Annotated in this window: 25 protein-coding genes and 3 pseudogenes; 14 read left to right on the forward strand and 14 right to left on the reverse strand. The window is 62.4% G+C overall.

The window, feature by feature from the left end; translation table 11 throughout:
• Positions 1–102: 102 nt before the first annotated feature.
• Both betB and betI read right to left on the reverse strand, forming a co-directional pair.
• Positions 103–1566: a betaine-aldehyde dehydrogenase gene (gene betB / locus PH551_RS10765; RefSeq protein ID WP_285192983.1), complete on the reverse strand. Its 1464-nt coding sequence runs from the start codon at positions 1564–1566 to the stop codon at positions 103–105.
• A 1-nt stretch (position 1567) separates the two neighbouring features.
• Entirely contained in the window at positions 1568–2164 is a 597-nt protein-coding gene (gene betI / locus PH551_RS10770; RefSeq protein WP_097601533.1) for a transcriptional regulator BetI, read from the reverse strand.
• Between the two features lie 138 nt (positions 2165–2302).
• Between betI and PH551_RS10775 the strand changes: the two genes are divergently transcribed.
• The 6 genes and pseudogenes from PH551_RS10775 to PH551_RS10800 all read left to right on the forward strand — a co-directional run.
• Positions 2303–2851 (forward strand): HdeD family acid-resistance protein, encoded by a 549-nt coding sequence (locus PH551_RS10775; protein ID WP_085777365.1) that lies wholly within the window; start codon positions 2303–2305, stop codon positions 2849–2851.
• Positions 2852–3043: 192 nt separating this feature from the next.
• The gene (locus PH551_RS10780; RefSeq protein ID WP_064801122.1) at positions 3044–3286 is read left to right on the forward strand and encodes a ribbon-helix-helix domain-containing protein; all 243 of its coding nucleotides are present in this window, start codon (positions 3044–3046) and stop codon (positions 3284–3286) included.
• An 80-nt stretch (positions 3287–3366) separates the two neighbouring features.
• Positions 3367–5262 (forward strand): annotated as a pseudogene (locus tag PH551_RS10785) (GGDEF domain-containing protein).
• Positions 5263–5339: 77 nt separating this feature from the next.
• Complete coding sequence (locus tag PH551_RS10790; protein WP_285192985.1) at positions 5340–6335, forward strand: NAD(P)H-quinone oxidoreductase; 996 nt, start codon at positions 5340–5342, stop codon at positions 6333–6335.
• Positions 6336–6496: 161 nt separating this feature from the next.
• The gene (locus tag PH551_RS10795) at positions 6497–7276 is read left to right on the forward strand and encodes a class I SAM-dependent methyltransferase (RefSeq protein WP_097601536.1); all 780 of its coding nucleotides are present in this window, start codon (positions 6497–6499) and stop codon (positions 7274–7276) included.
• A 67-nt stretch (positions 7277–7343) separates the two neighbouring features.
• Positions 7344–7505: pseudogene (locus tag PH551_RS10800) on the forward strand (MarR family transcriptional regulator); the annotation flags it as partial.
• Between the two features lie 2 nt (positions 7506–7507).
• Here PH551_RS10800 and PH551_RS10805 read toward each other — a convergent pair.
• Positions 7508–7978, reverse strand: a pseudogene (locus PH551_RS10805) (MFS transporter); the annotation flags it as partial.
• Between the two features lie 186 nt (positions 7979–8164).
• Here PH551_RS10805 and PH551_RS10810 point away from each other — a divergent pair.
• Positions 8165–9172 (forward strand): asparaginase, encoded by a 1008-nt coding sequence (locus PH551_RS10810; protein ID WP_285192986.1) that lies wholly within the window; start codon positions 8165–8167, stop codon positions 9170–9172.
• Between the two features lie 59 nt (positions 9173–9231).
• On the opposite strand, the gene PH551_RS10815 is transcribed toward PH551_RS10810, so the two are convergent.
• Positions 9232–9987: a DeoR/GlpR family DNA-binding transcription regulator gene (locus PH551_RS10815; RefSeq protein WP_285192987.1), complete on the reverse strand. Its 756-nt coding sequence runs from the start codon at positions 9985–9987 to the stop codon at positions 9232–9234.
• Positions 9988–10127: 140 nt separating this feature from the next.
• Between PH551_RS10815 and PH551_RS10820 the strand changes: the two genes are divergently transcribed.
• Positions 10128–10484 (forward strand): DUF4406 domain-containing protein, encoded by a 357-nt coding sequence (locus PH551_RS10820; protein WP_097601544.1) that lies wholly within the window; start codon positions 10128–10130, stop codon positions 10482–10484.
• 276 nt (positions 10485–10760) lie between these two features.
• Complete coding sequence (locus PH551_RS10825) at positions 10761–11381, forward strand: glutathione S-transferase family protein (protein ID WP_285192988.1); 621 nt, start codon at positions 10761–10763, stop codon at positions 11379–11381.
• A 60-nt stretch (positions 11382–11441) separates the two neighbouring features.
• Here the strand turns inward: PH551_RS10825 and PH551_RS10830 are convergent, their stop codons facing one another.
• The 5 genes from PH551_RS10830 to PH551_RS10850 all read right to left on the reverse strand — a co-directional run bounded on the left by PH551_RS10830 (position 11442) and on the right by PH551_RS10850 (position 14838).
• Positions 11442–11849: a type II toxin-antitoxin system VapC family toxin gene (locus PH551_RS10830; protein ID WP_285192989.1), complete on the reverse strand. Its 408-nt coding sequence runs from the start codon at positions 11847–11849 to the stop codon at positions 11442–11444.
• On the reverse strand, positions 11849–12103 hold the full coding sequence (locus PH551_RS10835; protein WP_085777374.1) for a type II toxin-antitoxin system Phd/YefM family antitoxin: 255 nt from the start codon (positions 12101–12103) through the stop codon (positions 11849–11851). Before PH551_RS10835 ends, PH551_RS10830 begins: the two co-directional genes overlap by 1 nt.
• An 83-nt stretch (positions 12104–12186) precedes the next feature.
• Positions 12187–12990, reverse strand: a complete 804-nt coding sequence (locus tag PH551_RS10840) for an ABC transporter permease (RefSeq protein WP_285192990.1) — start codon at positions 12988–12990, stop codon at positions 12187–12189.
• A 2-nt stretch (positions 12991–12992) separates the two neighbouring features.
• Positions 12993–13793: an ABC transporter permease gene (locus PH551_RS10845; RefSeq protein ID WP_285192991.1), complete on the reverse strand. Its 801-nt coding sequence runs from the start codon at positions 13791–13793 to the stop codon at positions 12993–12995.
• 43 nt (positions 13794–13836) lie between these two features.
• The gene (locus PH551_RS10850; RefSeq protein WP_285192992.1) at positions 13837–14838 is read right to left on the reverse strand and encodes an ABC transporter ATP-binding protein; all 1002 of its coding nucleotides are present in this window, start codon (positions 14836–14838) and stop codon (positions 13837–13839) included.
• A gap of 134 nt (positions 14839–14972) precedes the next feature.
• Between PH551_RS10850 and PH551_RS10855 the strand changes: the two genes are divergently transcribed.
• Positions 14973–15167, forward strand: a complete 195-nt coding sequence (locus PH551_RS10855) for a hypothetical protein (RefSeq protein WP_285192993.1) — start codon at positions 14973–14975, stop codon at positions 15165–15167.
• A gap of 51 nt (positions 15168–15218) precedes the next feature.
• On the opposite strand, the gene PH551_RS10860 is transcribed toward PH551_RS10855, so the two are convergent.
• Together PH551_RS10860 and PH551_RS10865 are read right to left on the reverse strand one after the other, a co-directional pair.
• Complete coding sequence (locus PH551_RS10860) at positions 15219–15776, reverse strand: DUF2087 domain-containing protein (protein WP_285192994.1); 558 nt, start codon at positions 15774–15776, stop codon at positions 15219–15221.
• Between the two features lie 175 nt (positions 15777–15951).
• Positions 15952–16830 carry an SDR family NAD(P)-dependent oxidoreductase gene (locus PH551_RS10865; protein ID WP_285192995.1) on the reverse strand — a complete coding sequence of 293 codons (879 nt, stop codon included), beginning with the start codon at positions 16828–16830 and terminating at the stop codon, positions 15952–15954.
• A 314-nt stretch (positions 16831–17144) separates the two neighbouring features.
• Between PH551_RS10865 and PH551_RS10870 the strand changes: the two genes are divergently transcribed.
• Positions 17145–17606, forward strand: a complete 462-nt coding sequence (locus PH551_RS10870; RefSeq protein WP_285192996.1) for a DUF2231 domain-containing protein — start codon at positions 17145–17147, stop codon at positions 17604–17606.
• A gap of 258 nt (positions 17607–17864) precedes the next feature.
• Here the strand turns inward: PH551_RS10870 and PH551_RS10875 are convergent, their stop codons facing one another.
• Positions 17865–18050 (reverse strand): hypothetical protein, encoded by a 186-nt coding sequence (locus tag PH551_RS10875; protein ID WP_285192997.1) that lies wholly within the window; start codon positions 18048–18050, stop codon positions 17865–17867.
• 179 nt (positions 18051–18229) lie between these two features.
• Here PH551_RS10875 and PH551_RS10880 point away from each other — a divergent pair, with 179 nt between their 5' ends.
• Positions 18230–19126: a LysR substrate-binding domain-containing protein gene (locus PH551_RS10880; RefSeq protein ID WP_285192998.1), complete on the forward strand. Its 897-nt coding sequence runs from the start codon at positions 18230–18232 to the stop codon at positions 19124–19126.
• Positions 19127–19129: 3 nt separating this feature from the next.
• On the opposite strand, the gene PH551_RS10885 is transcribed toward PH551_RS10880, so the two are convergent.
• Positions 19130–19795 (reverse strand): glutathione S-transferase family protein, encoded by a 666-nt coding sequence (locus tag PH551_RS10885; protein WP_085777384.1) that lies wholly within the window; start codon positions 19793–19795, stop codon positions 19130–19132.
• A 246-nt stretch (positions 19796–20041) separates the two neighbouring features.
• Between PH551_RS10885 and PH551_RS10890 the strand changes: the two genes are divergently transcribed.
• Together PH551_RS10890 and PH551_RS10895 are read left to right on the forward strand one after the other, a co-directional pair.
• Positions 20042–20278: a hypothetical protein gene (locus tag PH551_RS10890; protein WP_285192999.1), complete on the forward strand. Its 237-nt coding sequence runs from the start codon at positions 20042–20044 to the stop codon at positions 20276–20278.
• Between the two features lie 52 nt (positions 20279–20330).
• Positions 20331–20795, forward strand: coding sequence for a YbhB/YbcL family Raf kinase inhibitor-like protein (locus PH551_RS10895; RefSeq protein ID WP_221114727.1), 465 nt, complete (start codon positions 20331–20333; stop codon positions 20793–20795).
• Between the two features lie 19 nt (positions 20796–20814).
• On the opposite strand, the gene PH551_RS10900 is transcribed toward PH551_RS10895, so the two are convergent.
• Complete coding sequence (locus PH551_RS10900) at positions 20815–22182, reverse strand: TIGR03808 family TAT-translocated repetitive protein (protein ID WP_285193000.1); 1368 nt, start codon at positions 22180–22182, stop codon at positions 20815–20817.
• Between the last annotated feature and the right edge of the window lie 79 nt (positions 22183–22261).

Raw genomic sequence — 22261 nt, forward strand, 5'->3', positions numbered from 1 at the left:
ACCGGCTTCGCTCAACCTTGACGCTGCGTTTGGCACGTCCCCTCTCCCCGTTCTTCCGGGGAGAGGGTTAGGGTGAGGGGCAGGGGCGGAGGCAAATGTTTCTCAATAAGGCGCGGCCACCGGCCCCATGCCGACGTAAACCGTCTTCAGCTCGGAATAATGCTCCAGCGCCGCCAGAGAATTCTCACGGCCGAAGCCCGATTGTTTCGAGCCGCCGAAGGGGATCTCCACCGGGCAGAGATTATAGGTGTTGATCCACAGCGTGCCGGCCTCCAGCCGGTCGACGACGCGGTGAGCGCGGGTGAGGTCGGCGGTGAAGACGCCGCCGGAGAGGCCGAATTCGCTGGCATTGGCGCGTGCGATTACCTCTTCCTCACCGTCGAAATCGAGCACCGACATGACCGGCCCGAAGATCTCCTCGCGGGCGATGGTCATATCGTCGGTGACATCGGCAAAGACGGTCGGCTGCACGTAATAGCCTTCGCCCGAGACATTGTTCGGAATGCCGCCGCCGGCAACAAGCGTCGCGCCCTCGGCCTTGCCCTTCTCGATATAGGCGATCACCTTCTCGCGCTGCGCCCAGGAGACCATCGGGCCGATCTGCGTCGCCTCGTCCAACGGATCACCGATCAGCATCGCCTCGGTGCGCGCCTTCAGCCGCTTGAGGAATTCAGCCTTGATGCCCTTCTGCACGAAGACGCGCGTGCCGTTCGAGCAGACCTGGCCTGTGGAATAGAAATTGCCGAGCATCGCCCCGCCGACCGCCGAATCGAGGTCCGCGTCGTCGAAGACGATGAGCGGCGACTTGCCGCCGAGCTCCATGGTGACGTGCTTGAGGTTGCCGGCGGCTGCCGCCGCGACCCTGCGTCCGGTCGGCACCGAGCCGGTCAGCGACACTTTGGCGACGTCGGGATGATTGACGAGCAGCGGCCCGGTGTCGCGGTCACCCTGGATGACGTTGAAGAGGCCCTTTGGCAGCCCCGCCTCATGCAGGATTTCGGCAATCTTCAAGGCGCCGAGCGGCGTGTTTTCCGAGGGCTTGAACACCATGGCATTACCGCAAACAAGCGCCGGGGCAGCCTTCCAGCAGGCGATTTGCTGCGGATAGTTCCAGGCGCCTATGCCCATACAGACGCCGAGGGGAACGCGCTTGGTATAGGCAAAATCCTGCCCCAGCGGAATGTGGGCGCCGTTGAGGCCGGCCGGCGCGACGCCGCCGAAGAATTCGAAGGCATCAGCGCCCGAAGTCGGGTCGGCAACGATCGTTTCCTGGATTGGCTTGCCGGTATCGAGCGTTTCCAGCTCGGAAAGCTCGCGGTTGCGTTGGCGCATGATCTCAGCCGCGCGCTTCAAGATGCGGCCGCGTGCCATCGGGCTCATCGCCGCCCATTCCGGCTGGGCGCGCTTGGCCGCCGCAATCGCCTTCTCGACGATCGCAGGCGTTGCTGCATGCAGCCGGGCGATCACCTCGCCGGTGGCAGGGTAGAGGCTCTCGATGACGGTGCCGTCGGTATCCTCGACATATTCGCCGTCGATGAAGTGCGAGGCTTTCGGCTGGGCTTTCATGTCATTTGTCCTTGGCGGAAGTGGTGGATAGAAGCGCGTTCAGATAATCCTCCGTCAGCGCGATCGAGGCTTCGATGCCGATCGGTGCCGATTTCAGACTCTGCCTGATATAGAGCCCGTCGATCATCGCCGCTGCGCCCTCGGCGATGCGTTCTGCGGCGTCGGCCGGCAGCAGCGCCCTTAGATCGGCAAGCAGGTTGGAGCGCAGCCGCCTGGCATAGATCACCAGAAAGCGCCGCGTCTCCTCGGAACGCTGCGCTTCGGCGTAAAAGGCAAGCCAGGCGGCAATCGTCTCCGGCGCGAACTGGTCGGCGTGGAAGCTGACACGGATCACCGCCGAAAGCCGTTCGCGCGGCGTCTTCGCTGCCTTGAGTGCTGCCACCGTATCGCTGCGCAACTGTCTCAGGAGCGAGCGGATCGTCTCGATCAGCAATTGCTCCTTGCTGCCGAAATAATGATGGGCGAGGGCAGGCGAGACGCCGGCCTGGCGGGCGATGTCGGACATGGTGACGGCAAGCGAGCCGTGATCGCCGATCACCCGCAGCGCCGCATCGACAAGCGCCTTGCGGCGCACCGGCTCCATTCCGACTTTCGGCAAAACGACAACCCTCTGAAAACCCCGCCATGATATTTTTGATTGACTGATCAATCAACAAAAATCTTCGGCGAATTGATTTGGCTCACATCTTTTCCGGAAGAGCTGAGGCAACATATTCAAATGATCAGGAGGTGTGCTATGACCAGCGTCTTCAATGAAATGCCGGAATCCTCGCTGCGGTCGAAATGGGTATGGTTCCTCGGCCTCGGGGTTCTGCTTCTTATCTGCGGCCTCATCGCCCTTAGCAATCTGTTGATGGCGACCGTCGCTTCGGTCTTTTACGTCGGCATGCTCATGCTGGCGGGCGGCGTCATCTATCTCGTCCACGCTTTTCAGTTGCGCCGCTGGGATCAGGTGCTCTTCTGGGCTTTGAGCGGCGTGCTTTACGTGCTTGCCGGTATCTGCGCCTTCGTCAATCCCATCTTCACCTCGGCCGCCTTGACCCTGTTTCTTGCCATTGCGCTGTTGGTGGCCGGCATATTCCGTCTCTGGGTCGGGATGCGCATGCGACCGCTCAAGGGCTGGCGCTGGATCGCTGCAAGCGGCGTCATGACGGCGCTGGCCGGCTTTGTCATCGCACTGGGCTGGCCGGTCAACAGCCTCTGGATCCTTGGCCTTTTTCTAGCCTTCGACCTGATGGTCCAGGGGTGGACGATGATCGCCGTTGGCCTTGGCTTGCGCAGTTGAACCGCGATGGACCTTTTCTTTTTTGACAAGGGAATGGCGGGGGATTAGACTTTAGGGATTAGGACCGTCCGGTATGCCGGATAGTTTATGTGCGAACGCACCAAGGCGCCGGCTTGAACCGCCGGGAATGCTGAAAATGGTCATGCGTCCCCCAACGGCAGGATTCTGCCTGAAGAAAAAGGGAGGAAGTTCATGCCGATGGTCACCGTTTCCCTCTCTCCGCAACAGGCAGCGGGCATCCGTGCCGCCGTCGATACGGGTGGCTACGCCTCGAGCAGTGAGGTCGTCCGTGAGGCGCTTCGCCTCTGGGATACCGCCCGCAAGCTCGGCGAAATAAAGGCAGATCTCCTCGACGACGAGAGCGTCGCCTCCGGCGGCAGATGCGTCGCTGACATGTTCGCCGATCACGAGGCGCAGCGCCGTCGCTCCGCCTGAACAAGCGCCTGATTGCGCTCGGGAATTCGAATTCACGCGGGAGCGTGGCGGGGATCCGCGTCTTTCACAAAACTTTCAAACTGGCGAAAGGGTTCGTTGATCCTTCTGCGGCAGGTTTCTGAGCAAGAAGAACAAGTCGCAGTGGAGATCGGCCCACAATGAAGACTGCAATATCCTTTGCTGGCGCCGTCGAGCCGGGCATGCTCCGCCGTTATGCGAGCGATCAGATGGTAACCCTTGCCAAGCTCGTGATCGAGAACGCCTTCCAGCCGATCGTTGAAGCCGGCACCGGTACGGTTTTCGGTTACGAGTCCCTTATGCGCGGCCAGGAACGCATCGGCTACGACACCCCGGCCGACATTCTCGACGAGGCGCATCGGACCGGCCAGCTGCTGCAGCTCGAACAGATGGTCGCCAGCCGTGCGCTCGCCAAATTCGCGACGTTGTCGAATTTCTCCACCTCGACCCTGTTCCTCAATCTCGACGTCCGGCTGATCCGCGATGGCGAGCGCCTGGTCGAGAGCCTCCTGCAACATTTGCGAACCGCGAATATTCCGCCGTCCTCCATCTGTTTCGAATTCTCCGAACGTTTCGACAATACCAGCGTGCCGGAATTCGCCGCCCTGGTTTCCACGCTGCGCAAGGCCGGCTTCAAGCTGGCGATCGACGATTTCGGCGTCGGTCACGGCGAGATGAAACTGCTTTGCGATCATGCCGCGGATTATCTGAAGATTGACCGCCATTTCGTAGCGGAGATCGACCGCAGCCCGCGCAAGCGCCATCTGCTGAAGAGCATCGTCAACATCGCCCACGTGCGCGGAACGCGCGTCATCGCCGAAGGCATCGAGACCGAAGCCGAACTCATCGCCTGCCGCGAATATGGTGTCGATCTCGTCCAGGGCTGGTTCATTTCCCGGCCGACGACGCATATGTCGGAGCTGGCCCCATCCTTTCCGCATCTGCAGGAGCTCGGGAAGAGCAAGCGCGGCAGCCAGTCGCTCGACGAAATCCTCATCCGCAAGCAGATCGAGCTCTTGCCGACGGTCTACGAAAACGACAGCATCGACAGCGTCTTCGAACTTTTCCGCCGCAATCCGCGCCAGGCCTTCTTTCCCGTCCTCAACGCTAATGACGAGCCGCGCGGCATTATCCATGAGCATCACCTCAAGGAATATATTTATCAGCCCTTCGGCCGCGACCTCCTGAAGAACAAGATGTACGAGCGCTCGATTTCGCATTTCGTCGAGATGGCGCCGATCGTCGGCCTCGACAGCGATGCCGAGCAGCTGATGGCGATCTTCGCCAATATGGAAGGCAGCAACTGCCTGATCCTGACCGACAATATGCGTTATGCCGGGGTCGTTTCCGCCGCATCGTTGATCAAGGTCATCAATGAGAAACAGCTGAAGACTGCCCAGGACCAGAACCCTCTGACTGGCCTGCCGGGCAATCGCGCCATCCGAGATTTCATGCGCCAGTCCGGCCGCGACGGCGACGAAGTCCGTCATTTCTGCTATTGCGACTTCGACAATTTCAAGCCGTTCAACGATGCCTACGGCTTTCATCTCGGCGACCATGCGATCTCCCTGTTTGCCGCGCTGATGCGCCGCTATTTCTTCGCCGAACGCCATTTCCTCGGCCATGTCGGCGGCGACGATTTCTTCATCGGCGTCGTCGGCTGGACCAAGGAGGAGCTGACCGAGATTCTCGACCGGCTGATCAGCGATTTCCACGACGACGTGCTCGATCTTTATTCCGACGAGCACCGCGCCGAAGGCCGCATCCTCGGCCACGACCGCGCTGGCGCGGAAGCCCTGTTCCCGTTGATGCGCTGCTCGATCGGCGTTCTCGAACTGCCGGAAGGCCTTGTTATCGACGATATCAGCCGCGTCAGCGCCGAGATCGCCGTCATCAAGTCGGCCGCCAAGGAGAGCGAGGAGGGCCTCGCCTTCCATTTCCTGGGCGAGGCGAATTGACGCCCTTGGCGCTTCCAGCCTTCCCAAGCCGGCCGGGCTGATCTATTCCGAACCTCCGGGATCAGGAGGGCCGCGCCATGTCAATGCCTCAGGAAATGCATTTCGTCGATCTCAAGTCCTTCGGAGGGCCTGACGTGATGGTGATCGGCAAGCGTCCGCTGCCGGTTGCCGGCGAAGGTGAGGTCCTCGTGCGTGCCGAGGCGATCGGCGTCAACCGTCCCGATATTGCCCAGCGTCAGGGCAGCTATCCCCCGCCCAAGGATGCGAGCCCGATCCTCGGTTTGGAACTGGCCGGTGAAATCGTCGCCGTCGGGCCTGGGGTCAGCGGCTATGCGGTCGGCGACAAGGTCTGCGGCCTCGCCAATGGCGGCGCCTATGCTGAATATTGCCTGCTGCCGGCAGGTCAGATCCTGCCCTTTCCCAGGGGATACGACGCCGTGAAGGCTGCGGCGCTTCCCGAAACCTTCTTCACGGTCTGGGCCAATCTCTTCCAGATGGCCGGGCTGACCGAAGGCGAAAGCGTACTGATCCATGGCGGCACGAGCGGTATCGGCACGACGGCGATCCAGCTTGCCCGCGCCTTCGGCGCCGAGGTCTACGCCACGGCAGGCTCGAAGGAAAAATGCGAGGCCTGCGAAAGGCTCGGCGCCAAACGCGCCATCAACTATAGGGACGAGGATTTCGCCGCGGTGATCAAGGCCGAGACTGGTCACGGCGTCGATGTCATCCTCGATATGATCGGCGCCGCCTATTTCGAGCGCAACATCGCCTCGCTTGCAAAGGACGGCTGCCTGTCGATCATCGCCTTCCTGGGCGGGGCCGTCGCCGAAAAGGTCAATCTCTCGCCGATCATGGTCAAGCGTCTGACGGTCACCGGCTCCACCATGCGCCCGCGCACGGCCGAGGAAAAACGAGCCATCCGCGACGATCTGCTCTCGGAGGTCTGGCCGCTGCTCGAAGCGGGCACCGTCGCCCCCGTCATTCACAAGGTCTTCGCCTTCGAAGAAGTCGTTGAGGCGCACCGGCTGCTGGAGGACGGCAGCCATGTCGGCAAGGTCATGCTCACCGTTTGAGGTCAGCTTCGGGCCAGCATTCGTGGGCAAGGTGAAGCTGACCTTGGCTGTCTGTGAGTCTCTGGGGTCGTTGAACAGTTGTCTGATCGAAACCCGGCCCCGAAACTGCGCATCATGATGTGGCGTTGCTTGCGCGTTGTACGGTCCCTACGAGGAATACAATGGCTCTATTCCACGCCTGCCCCATCTGCCGCAGCAGAATCCCGCATTTCGTACCGCTTCCGCGCTATTACATCGACAAGGCGGTTGAGCACGGCTTTCCCTATCGCATCGATGAATTCGAGACGATCAATCATCAGGCCTATAGCTGCCCCAATTGTCATTCGACCGATCGCGACAGGCTCTACGCGCTGTTTCTGACGCCGGTGTTCCAGCGGCTCGACCAGGCAAAGGCGGTGCGCTTCCTGGACATTGCGCCGGGCCGGGCATTGAGCTTCTGGCTCAAGAGCCACCCGCATGTCTTCTACCGCAGCTGCGACATGCATATGCCGGAGGCAGACGACAAGGCTGATATCCATAACCTGCCATATGCCGATGAGAGCTTCGACTTCGTGCTTTGCTCTCATGTGCTTGAACATGTCGACGATCCGGTGCGAGCCACCGCAGAAATCAGGCGTGTTCTCAAGCAGGACAGCGTGGCTATCCTGATGGCGCCGATCTGCCTGTCGATCGAAGACACCTATGAAAATCCCGAGGTGACGACACCGGAAGGCCGCTGGGCGCATTTCGGCCAGGACGACCATGTGCGCATCTTCTCAAGGTCCGGCTTCATCGAAGTGATCCGGCGCGCCGGTTTGGCGGTCCAGCAGATTCCGGTCACCGACTTCCTGACGCCAGACGTCTGCGATACCTATGGCATCGGCCGCGGCTCCGTTCTCTATCTTGGCGTCAAGCAGGAGGCCATCCAGCAGGAGCCGGAACCAGAGCGCAACGTAGCCTGAGAACCCGGAAATCATTCAGTGGTGAAAAGGCGTCCCGAAGCCGAGGCGCCTTTTCAATTTCACCTGTCTCGTCGATCAGCTTGGGGCAGGAGCGCTCGACACCGTCATCTCCGCCCGCGAGACCGAGACGCTGAAGCGCTATCGCCACGAGCTCGAAAACGCCGGCGACCTGGCCGCGCGTGCCGAGGGCCTGGCTGCGATCCGCACCCGCGAAGGTTATATGGCCGACAGCCGGTCGGCGATCAGGTCCTGCAGATAGGTGATCGGGACGCTGAGGATTGCCGCCGCCCCGCAGGCATTGACGAGCAGCAGCGCATAGATGTGCCAGGGCGCGGAAGCAAATCCGAGCAGCAGCAGATAGGCGCAGTAGATGAGCGCGCCGAAGGCGAGCACATGCGCGGTGCGGAAGCGCCGCTGCGCCATGCCCCACATCATCATGAACGGCATTTCGAGAAGCGCCGTCAGCCCGGCGATGAATCCGACATCGGCGACGTTTCCGCCCGCCGCACGTGTGATGATCAGCGGCAGAAGCATGCCGTTGAGCCGCTGCAGCGCGAAGAGCAGCGACATGATGACGACATGGATCAGCACGTTCGGCATGAAGATCCGTTTCAGCGAAGCGAGGAAACCCACCGGATCGGCAGCAGGGCCGGCGCTGCCGTTGCCGGGGGCTAAGAAGAAATACAGGCAGAAGCAGGTGCAATGGATCCCAGGGTCGAGGCTTGGTCGAGGCCTGGGATGACGGAATGTGAGGGAAAGTCTCTGCCAAACATCGTCGGCGCCTCCGTCAGCAGGAGCCCGCGCAGCCACAAAACAGGCCACCCCGTTGGCTTTCGCGCCCCGACGCGTTATGCCTGCCGCATCGCGCCAGCATTCGGATGAGAGCCCATGACCAATCCCGTCACCGTCGAAGTTACCCGCGGCCTGCTCGTCGAAAGCCGTCATCGTGGCGCGGTGGCGGTCGTCGATGGCGACGGCAAGCTTGTCTTCTCGCTCGGCGACATCGACGCCGCCGTCTTCCCACGCTCGGCCTGCAAGGCGATGCAGGCGCTGCCGCTCGTCGAGAGCGGTGCGGCCGATGCCTATGGCTTCAGTGATAAGGAGCTGGCGCTCGCCTGCGCCTCGCATAATGGCGAGGACGAACATGTGGCGCTTGCCGCCTCGATGCTGTCCCGCGCCGGCCGCAATGCCGAAGCGCTGGAATGCGGCGCCCACTGGTCGATGAACCAGAAAGTCCTGATCCATCAGGCCCGCACGCTCGCCGCACCGACGGCGCTGCACAACAATTGCTCGGGGAAGCACGCCGGTTTCATCTGCGCCTGCTGCCACCGCGATATCGACCCGAAGGGTTATGTCGGCTACGAGCACCCGCTGCAGGTCGAGATCCGAGCAGTGATGGAAAGCCTGACTGGAGCCGCGCTCGGCGCCGAGAGCTGCGGCACCGACGGCTGCTCCATCCCGACCTATGCCGTGCCTTTGCGCAGCTTGGCCCACGGCTTTGCGAAGATGGCGACCGGCACCAGTCTGGAGCCCTTGCGCGCCAAAGCATCCCGGCGCCTGATCGAGGCCTGCATGGCCGAGCCCTTCTATGTCGCCGGCTCCGGCCGCGCCTGCACCAAACTGATGCAGATCTCTCCCGGTCGCATCTTCGTCAAGACGGGCGCCGAGGGTGTCTTCTGCGCCGCAATCCCGGAAAAGGGCATCGCCATCGCGCTCAAATGCGAGGATGGCGCCACCCGCGCCGCCGAGGCCATGGTGGCGGCCACACTCGCCCGCTTCTTCGAGACGGAGGAGACGGTGCATGCCGCTCTGATGGGCTTTGCCGCAACCGCGATGCGCAATTGGAACGGCATCCATGTCGGCGATATCAGCGCGACCACCGTCTTCTCCGCATGATGCGGAAAACTGCGCACGGTTTTCGCATGCCATCGAGCCCCTGACTTTTCTGCGCAGGATTACGCTGCAGCGATCGTGCCGTTGAGGTCGCGATAGGGCTTCAGCCGCTCGGCCGGAATCTCGGCCGGCACGATCAGTCCCGCCACCTCGGCAATGCCGAGCACCGGGCAGGGCGAGACGAGATCGAACTTCTCCTCCGTCAGCAGCACATGCGTTTCGGCTGCGCAGCGGGCGATATGCCGCTTGATCGCGGCTTCCTCAAAATCGCCGGTGGAAAGCCCGTGAACGGGGTGGGCGGCGGTGACGCCGAGGAAGAAGAGATCGGGGCGCAGCTGGGAAATCGCCGCCATCGCCGCAGCGCCGGTCGCCACCATCGAATGTTTGTAGAGCCGTCCGCCCGCCAGGATCACCTCGGCCGTCGGATGGTGCTCGAGCTCGGCGGCAATCGTCGGACTGTGGGTCGCGACCGTCAGCGCCATGTCGCGTGGCAGGTGCCTGGCAATTTCCGCGGTCGTCGTGCCGCCGTCGAGGAAGATCATCTGCCCCGGCTTGACCATCGCCGCCGCCGCGGCTCCGAGCCGCGCTTTGATTTCGGACGAGACGCTGCGCCGCGCCGTGAAATCCGGCAGCTCCGGTGCCAGCGGCATCGCACCGCCATGCACGCGTTTCAAGAGTCCCTCCGCCGCCATTTCCCTGAGGTCCCGCCGGATCGTGTCTTCCGAAAGCGAAAAATCCTCGGCGACACGCCTGGCGATCACCTGGCCGTCGCGGCGCAATATGTCGAGAATCAGGGTCTTGCGCTGCGTCGTCAGCATTGTGTCTCCGCACGAAAATTCACGAGATGGCATGATATTGCACGAGATGACTCGACATTCAAGGAATATCGTGCATTTTCAGGAAATCCCGTGCATGAGGCCGGGAGTGCTCGCACAGAAGCGGAGCGATGGAGTGGATCATGTTGATTTTGATTGCCGGGCCTTATCGGTCCGGGACGGGCGACGACCCGGAAAAGATGGCTGCCAACCTGAAGCGGCTGGAGGAACCCTCTTATGCCTTGTTCGAGGCCGGCCATGTGCCGATGATCGGCGAATGGGTGGCCCTGCCGATCTGGCACGCCGCCGGCGGCAGATCGGTCGGCGATGCGCTCTACGAGCAGATCTTCCACCCGGTCGCCGGCCGGCTGCTGCAGCTCTGCGAGGGCGTGCTGCGCTTGCCGGGTGAATCGAAGGGCGCGGACAACGACGTTCGCATCGCCAGGGAACGCGGCATCCCGGTCTGGCATCGGCTGGAGGATGTGCCGGGCTGCGGGTGAGTAAGGGTGCCCCGTGGGGCGCCCCTCACCTTAGCCCTCTCCCCGTTCTGACGGGGAGGGGACGTGCCAAACGCAACCTTGAGATAGAGGAAGCGGGTGCGGCATACCCCTTCTCCCCGTCAGAACGGAGAGAAGGTGGTGGCAGCCGGATGAGGGGCAGGCTCCCGGCACGCCGTTCATTGTCCGGCTCCCGAAAGCCTAGGCAACCGCCATCTCCCCCGGTTTCGGCGCACCAATCCCCGCGCTATAAGACGTGCCGAAAGGGAGTCGATAATCATGCTGACATTATATTACGCATCCGGAACCTGCGCGCTCGCAAGCCTGATTGCTCTCGAAGAATCCGGCCTTGCATTCGAAACAAAAAAGCTCAACTTCCGCGACGGCGAGCAGCGTTCGCCGGACTATCTGAAGATCAATCCGAAGGGCCGGGTGCCGGCGCTCGTTACCGAGCGCGGCGTGCTGACGGAAACGCCGGCGATTCTCGGCTTCATCGCTGAAAGCGCCCCGGCCGCCAAGCTCGCGCCGCTCGGCGATGCCTTCGAAATGGCGCGGCTGCAATCCTTCAACAGCTATCTCTGCTCGACCGTGCATGTGAATCATGCCCACCGCCCGCGCGGCTCCCGCTGGGCCGACGAGCCGACGGCGCTCGAGGCGATGAAGGCGAAGGTGCCGCAGAATATGGCCGATTGCTTCACGCTGATCGAAGAGAAGATGTTCGAAGGCCCGTGGGTGATGGGCGAGACCTATTCGCTTGCCGATCCCTATCTCTTCGTCATGACCGACTGGCTGCCGTCCGACGGCGTCGATCCCGCCCGTTTCGCAAAGGTCAGCGACCATCACGCCCGCATGCTGCAGCGCCCCGCCGTCCAGCGGGCGCTGGTCTATGACCGGGGCTGATCCGCCCTGAGATGTTAAAACCCGTCTGTGATGCGGGGCCGGTCGTAGCCGCCCCTGCATTCACGCTGACGTCTGCCAGGGGTCGATTACGGATACACCGGTGTCGCGGAAATCGCCGACATTGCGGGTGACGACGATGAGATCGTGGACGATCGCCGTCGCAGCGATCAGTCCATCAATGTCGCCGCGCGGCCGGATTGCTGCGATGCGGCCCCATTCCACGGCAATCTGATCGGTCACCGGAAGGATACGGCTGCCATGGTCGTGGCGCAGCTTGCGCAGCCACTCGGCTAAGTGGGTCGCGGCCTTCGGATCCGACCTCTGTTTGAGGGCAATGCCGCGCATGATCTCGCCGAGCGTCAACGCGCTCAGATGGATGCTCAGCGGATCGACGGAGCGCAGCCAGGAAACCGCCTGCGGCGTGCCGCGTCGCGCCTCAGAGACGATATTTGTATCCACGATATACATCAGAAGGTCACGCCGCGGCTAGGGCTCTTGGCCCTCGCTTCGACTGCATCGGCGAACTCGTCATCCCAGGCAGGACCGCCCAATAGGTCATCAACCAGGGTCGGTCTGCCGGCGCGAAGGGCGTCGTAATCGCCGGCGGACAATACGACAGCCGCGCGCTCACCGCGCAAGGTGACCACTTGCGGTCCTTCGTCTCGCGCCTTCTGCACCACTTTCGAGAACTGGTTCTTCGCGTCCTGCAATTGCCATTCCATAAAACTGCTCCTGGCTAGACTGTCTAGCTATATAAGAGCGGAAGGGCGGCAGGTCAATGAGGGTGTTCTCGGCTGGCCGATCATCAGCCGCCGGCGCCCTGGTATTTGCCGGTGGCGTAGCGCCAATGGGCGATGGCGATGAGCACCCATACCGGGCCGGCGGCGAGCGCCACCGGCTCGGCCCAGTCGCCGAGGATCGGGATCGGTTTGCCGAGCAGCGTGCCGACCGGGACTGAGCTGGTCAGCGCCAGCGGGACAGCGGTGATCAGGGTCAGCTGGATGCTGCCGGGAAAGATGTTGAGCGGATAACGCGTCAGTTCCCAGAAGCCGAAGAAGATCGAGAACAGGTGGTTCGAGCGTACCCACATCAGTGCCGTCGCGCCGATCATGGTGATCATCGCACCGGTGAGCAGCGTCGCACTGGCGATCGCGGCAAGCAGGAACGCCAGGGACGGGGCCGTGCAGATGAAGTCGACCGACAGGACGGCCCAGCAGAGCAGCGGCACTGCCAGGATGATGTGGCCGGCATAGCCGATATTGAGGCCGGAAAAGACGAGATAGGCCCAGGGGCTGAACGGCTTGACGAGCAGCGTGTCATAGGTGCCGAGCCGTACCAGTTCTTCGAGATCGCGCAACTGCACGAAGCTCATCGCCGCACCGAGCGAATAGGCGAGCAGCTGGAAGCTGAAGAGCAGCGCCAGCTCCGGCCAGGTCCAGCCGCCGAGCGTCTGGAAGCGGGCAAGCAGGATGCCGATGGTGGCAAAGACGCTGCCATAGGAAAGGATCTGCGCAAGCCGGTCGAGCCAGAAGGCGCCGCGATATTCCATTTGTGAGCGCACATGCATGCGCACCAGAAGCGGAATGACGCGGAGGTGATGGAAGAGCACGATCAGCCTCCCTGCACGGTTATGCGGCGCGAGGCCAGGCGCCATAGCCAGAGCACGCCCATAAGGAACAGTCCGGCCCAGCCGAGACCGAGGCCGAGATGCAGCCAGGTATCGGCGACGGAAAGCCTGCCGAGATAGACCGCATTGGGATAATAGACGACCCAGGCGAAGGGCAAGTGGCGGGCGATCGTCGCTAAGGGCTCGGGGAAGAACCAGAAGGGCACCAGCAGGCCGGAGAACAGATGCAGCAGGGCGCCGAGAATCCAGGCAAGCGAGAAGCTCGTCATCAGCCAGAAGGCGATCAGCCCGAACAGCGCCGACATCAGGAAGATCAGCACGAAAGATAGCGCCCAGAAGGCGATAAACATCAGACCGTGAAACAGGCTCGCCGGCGCCAGCATGCCGTAAAACGAGGCGGTGAAGGCGACGGTCGGGATCACCTGCGTCGCCAGGCGGTAGGAAAAGCTGCCGCATTCATTGGCGAAGAGGTAGAGCGGATAGGAGAGCGGCTTCAGTAGCCAGACGGCGATATCGCCTGTCTTGAGCGACCGGCCGATCTCGCCGATGATCCTTTCCGGGCGGGTGGCGCCCATGACAGCGCCGCCGAGCAGGGCATAGGTCACCATTTGCTGCAGCGAGACGCCGTCGACCACGGTCGCGCCGACGCCGGCATAAACGGCGAGCCAGATGGCCACGCGGGCGACGACCTGCGCCAGCTTGCCGAATATATTGGCCCAGACCTCGTTGCGGTAGGCGAGCTGCGCGTGGAAGGCGCTGCGTGTGAAGGCCAGATAAGCGCTCATGGTGTGGGCGCCTGGGCATTGCGGGTGAAGGCGAGATAGGTGCTCATGAGGCCCGGGCCCTGGTGTTGCGACCCTGGTAGAAGGTGCGGATGACCTCTTCGATGTCGGGCTCGTGCAGCGCTACATCCTTGAGGTCGCGGTCGCTGCCGACCTCCGAAAGGATACTCACCAGCGACACGTCCTCGCGCTTGATCAGATATTCCTTGCGCAGGCCCTCATCGCTGACGAGCGACGCCGTGCTGAGCCGCAATGACCCCGGGTCGCTGGCAAATTCCAGCGTCAGCCGCCGGGCCGAGCCGAGGGCGGCGCGCAGGCTGCGCAATTCGCCGTCGAAGATCAGCCTGGAGTGATCGACCATGATCAGTCGCGGGCAGATCGTCTCGATGTCCTGCAGATCATGAGTGGTGAGGATGATCGTGACGCCGCATTCCCGGTTGATCTCGGCGAGAAAGCGCCGCACCGCATCCTTGGCAACCACATCGAGCCCGATCGTCGGTTCGTCGAGAAACAGAATCTTCGGATCGTGCAGCAGCGACATGACGATCTCGGCGCGCATGCGCTGGCCGAGGCTGAGCTGGCGCACCGCCCGGTCGAGGAAGGGCGAGAGGTCGAGCAGTTCGCTGAACTGGCGCAGATTGTTCGTATAGCGGGCGGCCGGGATATCATAGATGCGCTGGTGCAGGGTAAAGCTGTCGATCAGCGGCAGATCCCACCACAGCTGACTGCGCTGGCCGAAGACGACGCCGATCTCGCGCGCATTATCCATGCGGGAGAGATGCGGCGTGCGGCCGAGCACCGAAAGCGTTCCTGAACTCGGCACCAGAATGCCGGTCATCATCTTGATCATCGTCGATTTGCCGGCGCCGTTCGGGCCGACATAGCCGACGGCCTCGCCGGCCGTAATATCGAAGCTGATATCGGAAACGGCCTGAACCTCGGTATATTCGCTGGTCACCAGCGTCTTGAAGGCGCCGATGAGACCCGGAAATCTCTTGTGCTGCCGGAAGCGCTTGCTGACGTCCCGTGCTTCGATCAAAGCCGGCATGTCTATTCCCTCGGATATGAAGCGAGCCGACTCGGGCGGCGATGGGCTTGAGAACGCAGGCTAACGCGAAGTGGGATTCGTTCAAGCTTAAGTTGCGTTTCGATCGATCACTTCGGCCTTGTGTCGCCAAGACCTTGACCGATCTCCGCCTGCGCTACATTGAAGGCATGGACAAGATCTACGCCTTGCTCATCGTTGCCGCGGCCATTGCGATCATCTTCCTCGCAGGCCGATGGAACACCTCGGATGCCGATCACTATATGGGCTTCGGCAATCTCCGTCCGCGCCGCAAGAGGCAGGGCGGCGATGATGATACGCAAGAAGAATGAGGCGCCTGATAGAAGGCTCTCTTCGATCAGGCGCTTCCGCGGAGGTCGGCATCAGCTCGCTTGGCGCTCGGAACGCTGACTGAGGATTGCCGATGCGTGTATCGGCATGGGCCGTTCGACGCGCCGGTAGACGCTGCCGTCGCGAGTCCGGCTCATCAGTCCGAGCTCGCAGAGTTCCCGACGCAGCAATGCGTGATCTCCAAACAGGTGCCTGCCGCGAAGAAGAGCATTGACCTCTTTCTCGGACATCTCCGTGGTCGAGGGAATCTGCGACCACAGAAGCCAAAGCGCTGTGATCTGATCCATGCGCCGCGAGGGCCAGCGCACCAGGCGGAGCTCTTCGTCAAAGCTGCGCTGAACGCGATCAATATGCTTCCGGTCGATCTCGACGTTGGCGGCAGGCACCGATGTCGGTAGCTGCCCCCCGCTCTCTGCGGGACCGGCTTTTGCACGCAGGCTCTGGAAATTGCCGTAACCGGCAGCCCGTGCCAGCATGTTCAAGAATTGGAGGTGAGATGGAAGCCCTTCGTGGGCGGAGAGCTGGAGGCGCAGCGACTTGGCAAATGAGGACGCATCGCTCACCTGCAGAGGAATGAGTTTTCTGGACATGACCTATCCTTTGGTCGTGCCGTTCCGGATGGATTACCGGTGATCGCCCTTCCGACATGGCACGGGATCGATGTCCATATCTCGGTTATTGTCAGGTTTAGCGTGTTCCGAAGAACGGCGATGCCTGGGTGAACTGCAGACCCGACGCAGCAATTATCATCGGGCCCTCGATATTTCAACAGTCTTCCAGTTCGCTGGCTCCGGCAGAGGGCCCGGCGTTCCCGGCAAAGTCGGCAGCGCTAAGCGGAACCGGCCGGGTGCCGTCGACATCGGCGATGCCGTATTCCCGCGCCAATGCCGCGGCGATCAGCACGCGCCCGGATTTCGACATGAGCAGCGGGTCGCGCCACAGCCCGCCAATGACATGGCCGATGAACTGAGGTGATTCCGAATTGCTCATGTCGAAATGCTCAGCGTTCTCAAGAACGGCTTCGGTGCGGACGAGCCCCGGATAAAGCGCAACGGCGGCGACACTGTGAGGGCGCAGCTCATGGCCGAAGTCTGCGGCCATCTTGTCGGCGGCGGCCTTGGCGATGCCATAGACCGCATTGCCATCGTAGAGCTGGGCGGCCCAGAAGGAGATGTTGACGATGAGGCCGCGTCGCGCCGAGATCATCAACGGAGCGACCGCGCGAGACATCATGAAAGCGCCCCTGAGCGCGGTGCCAATCATCGCCTCCCACCGCCATACCGGCTGCTCCCAAAATGGCCTGGGCCAGGTGAATTCCCCGTCTTCCACCATACGTTCGTAGCCCGGCCATGCATTGTTCACCAGAATATCCAGCCTGCCGCCGGCCCGGATCGCTTCGGCCACCCGCTCGCTGTCGGCGTCGCTAGCGTGGTCGCATCGATGGACGGAAAGGCGCCCCGGCAGTTTTGCCGCTTCAAACTCGAGCCCCTCAAGCGATCCCGCCGATCCCGCCTGCTTTGCCTCCGCCACAAAACGCGTCCTGCCGGTCACATGAACGGTGACGCCTTCGGCAAGCAGAGCAAGGGCAATGCCGCGCCCTATGCCGCGGCTCCCGCCGGTGACCAAAGCGACGACGTCTTTCATAGTGGGCTCTCCCTGATGAACTGGCGATCAACGCGGCATAAGCGCATATTGGCAGAGAGGCTTCTGCCGGGCGATTGCTTTTTGCGAGTCGCGGACCTTCTGTGCCGGCGTCTCTTCTCCACAGCCGCAGGTTTCAGCATGTCGATTATGACGGGAACAAACAAGGCGGTTCAGATGTTAGATGCAACTGGAATCCGGCGAGTTGTTCGACATGGCCAAATTTGCTCGGGGAGATCACGTTACCTGGAATTCGGAGGCCGGGCAGGTCTCCGGCCATAGGGAAGACGCTTTGAAATAGGTCGGAGGACAATAAGATGAATCCGAAAAGCACCCTGAGTATTGCCGGTCATCCGATCCACCCGATGTTGATCCCGTTCCCGGTCGCTGCCTTCGTCGGCACGCTGGTCGTCGACATCGTCTACGCCAGATCAGGCGATCCGGCCTGGGCAGATGCGACCAACTGGATGCTCGGCGCCGGCCTTGTCATGGCGGCGCTGGCGGCCGTTGCCGGCTTGATCGACTTCTTCGGCGACAGCCGCATTCGCGAGCTGCGCGACGCCTGGTTCCATATGATCGGCAACATCGTCCTCGTCCTCATCGAGGCCTTCAACCTCTGGCGGCGGATGGCCGAAGGCAGCGACTTCATCGTGCCGACCGGATTGGTGCTGTCGTTGATCGCAACCGCCCTTCTTCTGTTCAACGGCTGGAAGGGCTGGGAAATGGTCTATCGCCACCGCGTCGGCGTCAGCGAGGATCCGGGCAATCCGACGAGATAATGAACGGCATGCTTCAACGGCAGCATGCCCGCCTCGTCCTTCGAGGCCCCTGCGGGGCACCTCAGGATAAGGCTGTCGGAGCGCTTCGGTTCGGAACCACCAACGCCCCCAATTGGCTGCGGCACCCTCCAACGCTCCTCATGCTGAGGCACGCAGCCCAAAGGGCGAAGCCTCGAAGGACGCCCTCCAGCGCTGCTTCCTGCATTCACCACCGGCGCGCTCGCCTCGTCCAATTCAGCAAATGTGCGGCAGCGGTGCTCACGCGCATTTCGCCAGCTGCGGCCTGGCCTCGGCATGAAAACCGGTCTCCGCTCCCAGCGGCAGATCGGCGATTTCGCGCAGCGACATGCGTTGGACCTCGGGATGCCGCAACGGGTCATCCTTCCAGGCCGGGTCGATCTGCGTCCGCGCGGCAGACTTAAAGAAAAACTTCAGCCACGACATAGCAAACCTCGCATTCTCCAGCGGCGCGGAAAGATGATCACCCGGCGGCTGGTGCCGAACAAGCTCTCCCGCGCATCGTGCCATCGCTTGCCGAGCGGGGATTCTGTATGCCTGCAATGTCTGCCTGCGCCGGTGCTTTTTCAATTGAGATTACTACGGTGCCGTTATAGAAAAACTATATGAAGAACCTGAATAGCGTCCATCTCAACGGCCTGCGCGCGCTCGAGGCCGTCGGTCGTCTCGGCTCGCTGCAGGCGGCCGCCGACGAGCTCGGCGTCTCGGTCGGCGCCGTCAGCCAGCAGGTGATCAAGGCCGAAGCGCAGTTGGGGCAAGTGATCTTCGAGCGCACCGCCCGGGGCATGATGGCTACCGAAGCCGGCCGGCCGGTGCTTGCAGCGCTCGACGAAGGCTTTGCCCGTCTTTCGCAGGCAGTCTCGATCGTAAGCCGCAAGGACGATACGATCCTGACCATTTCGGTGGCGCCGGTCTTCGCCGCCCGCTGGCTCGTCCATCGGCTTCATCGGTTCGCCGAACGTTACCCCGACATCAAGCTGCGGCTGGATGCAACGACCAATCTCGTCAATCCCGCGATCTCAGACGTCGACATTGGCATCCGCGTCGGCGCCGGCAAATGGCCCGATGTGAAGGCCGAGCTGCTGCTGGAGCAGGAGGTCTTTCCCGTTTGTTCGCCCGAGATGGCGGCGAAACTGCGTGAACCCGCCGATATCCTGGCACTGCCCGCCGTCGTCGACGGCCGCGCGATGTTCAGCTGGGAAGTCTGGATGCGCGAGGCCGGGCTGTCGGGCGCGACACTGTCGACGCGCCACGTCTTCAACGACGCCTCGCTCTGCCTAGATGCGGCGATCGCCGGCCAGGGCGTCATGCTCGCCTGGCAGACGCTTGCTGGCTATTCGCTTGCAGAAGGCCGGCTGGCAGCGCCTTTCGGCATTCGCGCGAAAACCGGCTTCGGCCATTATTTCGTGACGGCCGAAGGCGCGCGCGAGCCGAAGAAGGTCAAGGATTTCAAGGCCTGGATCCGCGAGGAAATGGCCGGCACGCTGGCGCTTTTCCAGTAGGCCTTAGACTTCGATCGGCTCCTTGCCGCGCGCCGCCTGCATCGCCTTGTAGGCCGGGCGGGACTGGCAGCGCTCGATCCAGGCTTTGATGTTCGGATGCATGTCGAAAAGGTCCGTCTCGCTCTGGGCATAGCGCAGCACCTCGGCGATGTTGAGATCGGCGACGGTGAAGCGCTCGCCGACGATCCACTGACGGCCGGCGAGATGGCTTTCGAGCGCCACAAATGGCCGACGCAGCCCGTAGCAGGCGGCGGCGATCGTCTGCTTGCCGTCCTCGCTGTTTTCAAGCCCGTTGTCATAGGTCAGCACGATCCGCACCGAATGCGGCTCGACTTGCGAAGCCGCCCAGATCGTCCACATCGTCAGCAATCCGTCTTCCTCGACGGTTTGGCCGGAAAGCGGCCCGCCATGCTTGCGCGCGAGGTAGAGGTTGATTGCCAGCGACTCGTGCATGACGAGATCGCCGTCGCGAATGCTGGGGATCTGGGCCATCGGGTTGAGGGCTGCGAATTCAGGCGAATGCGTGTTGAGCGGCGCCTCTTCGGCGAGCGGGTCGGCGAGCCGCCTGGCCTGCAGCACCGGCACGGAGCGGAATTCGAGCCCGAGCTCCTCCGCCATCCAGTAGACGCGCGAAGCGCGCGATCGATAGACTCCATAGATTGTCAGCATGACGATACCCCCTCGATCTGTCGCAGAAAAGGTAAACACCGGATCACCCCCGGAAAAGTCCTCGCCGCTGATGGGATGATGAAAGCTTTTGATCTGGCGAGCGCCTTCCCGGCGGCAGATCGAGCACAATTGCCTGACAGGGGGAACAATGAAAGGGCCGGCGGGTTGGACCCAGTGATTGGCGCCGTCGAGGCGTCGAATGCGATGACCCGCGTGCGCAGCGCGCACCAGGCAAAGGAGGAACACATGACGGGCAAGAAGACACATGAACAACAGCTTCGTGTCATCGAGAAACGCGAGAAAACCGCAAATGCCGGCGAGGATTTCGACGCCAAGGCGGATCTGCAACGCAATGCGCAGGCAAAGGAGGCCTATCGGAAAGGCGATCTGAAGGCCGATCCGGACCCTCACAATGACGATCGGGTCATCATGCGTGGCCGCAATCAGGAGAGCGAGCATAAAAAAGGGAGCGGTCGTCCCTGACGGTGAAGGAGCCCCGATTAGGAAGGAGCGCCGATCAGGAAAGGAGAGTTTCATGACCTTGACATTGATCAGCAAGGCTTTTGCCCAGGATCAGCCGATCCCGAAGAAATATGCGCGAGCCGGTGAGAACCTCTTTCCGCCGCTTGCCTGGAGCGGTGCTCCCGCCGGGACCCGGAGCTTCGCTCTGGTGGTCGAGGATCCGGATGCTCCGCGCGGCACGTTCCGCCACTGCGGCATTGCCAATATCCCGGCGCAGTGGAGCGCCCTTGCCGAAAGCGTCGATACGGCGCCGGAGCAAGCCCCCCGCTTCTACAAGAACGATTTCGGCAATGCCCGTTACGATGGTCCGCAGCCGCCGGCAGGCGATCGCCCGCATCACTACATCTTCCGCCTCGCGGCCCTCGACGTGCCGAAGCTTTCTACTCCGGATGCCGCCGGTATCAGCGCAATGTGGGCGGAGGCGAAGAAACACGCATTGGCGGAAGCGACCGTCACCGGCACCTATCAGACGCACTGAGCAAAAGCGGAGCCGCGTGTCAGGACACGCGGTTTCGCTCGACGGTCAGCTGCGCATAGGGCGCTCTGCCGCCCGCCATTTCGGCGGAGACTTGTCTGTCCCACTCAAAGCCGAGGACAGCCCCTTCGCCAACCTCCTGGAAGATGTTGTCGGTGATGACGGCCGTGCCGGCGCCCTCGGCGACCGAGACCGCGCATCCGACAGGCGCCTTGCGTACCACGTTGCCGCTGACGACGACATTTCTGAGATAGGGCCCCCAGCCGATCTGCAGGCCCCAGCGCGGCGCGCCCTCGATCACATTGCCAGACACCAGCGTATCGGCCTCCGCCGCGATGCCGATGCCGAAGCCGACCTCGTGGGTGTAGGGACCTTTCAGCGTCAGGTTGCGCACGACATTGCCGGTGACGCTTGCGAGCCTGCCGCCTTCGTCGAAATTGGCGATCGAAATGCCGTTCGCCGCCCCGTCGATCACGTTGGCGGAAACGACCGCCCCTTCGAAGGCGAATTCGACATAGATCGCCGTCTCGCCGGAGCGCCGGCACTGGTTGCTGGTGATCTGGATGTCCGAGGCTGAATTGGCGCGGATAGCGGTAAAGGCGCAGTCGGAAATCTGGTTGTTCACCACCATCACCCCATCGGCGCGAAAGACATTGATGCCGTTGCCGTTCTGGCCGGTGCCGCCGTCATTGGCTCGGATGTTGGAAATCCGGTTGCCGGAGACGACCGTGCCGTCCTCCGCTTGTCTCCAACGATGCACGAGAATGCCACCATTGCCGCAATCCGAGACCGTATTTGCCACGATCGAAAGATTGGCGGAATCGACAGCGTAGAGGCCGGACTGGGCGGCGCCCGAAATGCGACTGCGTTCGATCCGCCCGCCACAGCGCTCCAGCTGCAGGCCGTGTTTGCGGCTGCCGCCGATCTCGCAATTGTCGATCAGCACCTCGTCGACGCCGGTAAATTGCAGAAGCCCGCCGGCGTAGTCGCCGAGCCAGCGGTTGCCGCCGTCGATGACGAGATTGGAAAGCTCGATGCGCCTGATGTTTTCGGCCGCAAACAGATGGCCGTCGCCGGTATAAACGATCCGGGAGGCGCCGGGCACGCCTGATATGCGGGTATTGTCGGGCAGGCTGAGGTTGGAGATCTTATAGGTACCGGGCGGCAGGAAGACCGGCACGTTCTCGGCCGCCGCCTGTCTGATCATCTGCTCCAGGTTGCGGATCTTGCGGTCCCCAATTTCGGGAACGGCGCGATATTCCACCGCGTCGATCGTACCGCGGAGATCCGGCTGGCTGGCAGCCGTCAGCGGCGAGGCAAGCGTGCGCGATGTCCCGCCCGCAAGCGCGGAGGCGGCGAGAAAGAGAAGCATGTCGCGGCGAAAAGGCATTCCGGGCTCTCCTGTCATGACGCGCCCGTAGCAGAAAATGTGCCAGCCCGCCTGTCCTCTTTTGGCACAGGCCCGTCAC

Origin of the sequence: Rhizobium atlanticum (genome assembly GCF_030182485.1) — a bacterium.
Taxonomy (GTDB): Bacteria; Pseudomonadota; Alphaproteobacteria; order Rhizobiales; family Rhizobiaceae; genus Rhizobium.

Bases quoted from the DNA above. Each gene is read 5' to 3' on its own strand.
- betB (WP_285192983.1), bottom strand. From the start codon at position 1,566: ATGAAAGCCCAGCCGAAAGCCTCGCACTTCATCGACGGCGAATATGTC.
- PH551_RS10775 (WP_085777365.1), top strand. From the start codon at position 2,303: ATGACCAGCGTCTTCAATGAAATGCCGGAATCCTCGCTGCGGTCGAAA.
- PH551_RS10780 (WP_064801122.1), top strand. From the start codon at position 3,044: ATGCCGATGGTCACCGTTTCCCTCTCTCCGCAACAGGCAGCGGGCATC.
- PH551_RS10790 (WP_285192985.1), top strand. From the start codon at position 5,340: ATGTCAATGCCTCAGGAAATGCATTTCGTCGATCTCAAGTCCTTCGGA.
- PH551_RS10795 (WP_097601536.1), top strand. From the start codon at position 6,497: ATGGCTCTATTCCACGCCTGCCCCATCTGCCGCAGCAGAATCCCGCAT.
- PH551_RS10810 (WP_285192986.1), top strand. From the start codon at position 8,165: ATGACCAATCCCGTCACCGTCGAAGTTACCCGCGGCCTGCTCGTCGAA.
- PH551_RS10815 (WP_285192987.1), bottom strand. From the start codon at position 9,987: ATGCTGACGACGCAGCGCAAGACCCTGATTCTCGACATATTGCGCCGC.
- PH551_RS10820 (WP_097601544.1), top strand. From the start codon at position 10,128: ATGTTGATTTTGATTGCCGGGCCTTATCGGTCCGGGACGGGCGACGAC.
- PH551_RS10825 (WP_285192988.1), top strand. From the start codon at position 10,761: ATGCTGACATTATATTACGCATCCGGAACCTGCGCGCTCGCAAGCCTG.
- PH551_RS10830 (WP_285192989.1), bottom strand. From the start codon at position 11,849: ATGTATATCGTGGATACAAATATCGTCTCTGAGGCGCGACGCGGCACG.
- PH551_RS10835 (WP_085777374.1), bottom strand. From the start codon at position 12,103: ATGGAATGGCAATTGCAGGACGCGAAGAACCAGTTCTCGAAAGTGGTG.
- PH551_RS10845 (WP_285192991.1), bottom strand. From the start codon at position 13,793: ATGAGCGCTTATCTGGCCTTCACACGCAGCGCCTTCCACGCGCAGCTC.
- PH551_RS10850 (WP_285192992.1), bottom strand. From the start codon at position 14,838: ATGCCGGCTTTGATCGAAGCACGGGACGTCAGCAAGCGCTTCCGGCAG.
- PH551_RS10860 (WP_285192994.1), bottom strand. From the start codon at position 15,776: ATGTCCAGAAAACTCATTCCTCTGCAGGTGAGCGATGCGTCCTCATTT.
- PH551_RS10865 (WP_285192995.1), bottom strand. From the start codon at position 16,830: ATGAAAGACGTCGTCGCTTTGGTCACCGGCGGGAGCCGCGGCATAGGG.
- PH551_RS10870 (WP_285192996.1), top strand. From the start codon at position 17,145: ATGAATCCGAAAAGCACCCTGAGTATTGCCGGTCATCCGATCCACCCG.
- PH551_RS10875 (WP_285192997.1), bottom strand. From the start codon at position 18,050: ATGTCGTGGCTGAAGTTTTTCTTTAAGTCTGCCGCGCGGACGCAGATC.
- PH551_RS10880 (WP_285192998.1), top strand. From the start codon at position 18,230: ATGAAGAACCTGAATAGCGTCCATCTCAACGGCCTGCGCGCGCTCGAG.
- PH551_RS10885 (WP_085777384.1), bottom strand. From the start codon at position 19,795: ATGCTGACAATCTATGGAGTCTATCGATCGCGCGCTTCGCGCGTCTAC.
- PH551_RS10890 (WP_285192999.1), top strand. From the start codon at position 20,042: ATGACGGGCAAGAAGACACATGAACAACAGCTTCGTGTCATCGAGAAA.
- PH551_RS10895 (WP_221114727.1), top strand. From the start codon at position 20,331: ATGACCTTGACATTGATCAGCAAGGCTTTTGCCCAGGATCAGCCGATC.
- PH551_RS10900 (WP_285193000.1), bottom strand. From the start codon at position 22,182: ATGCCTTTTCGCCGCGACATGCTTCTCTTTCTCGCCGCCTCCGCGCTT.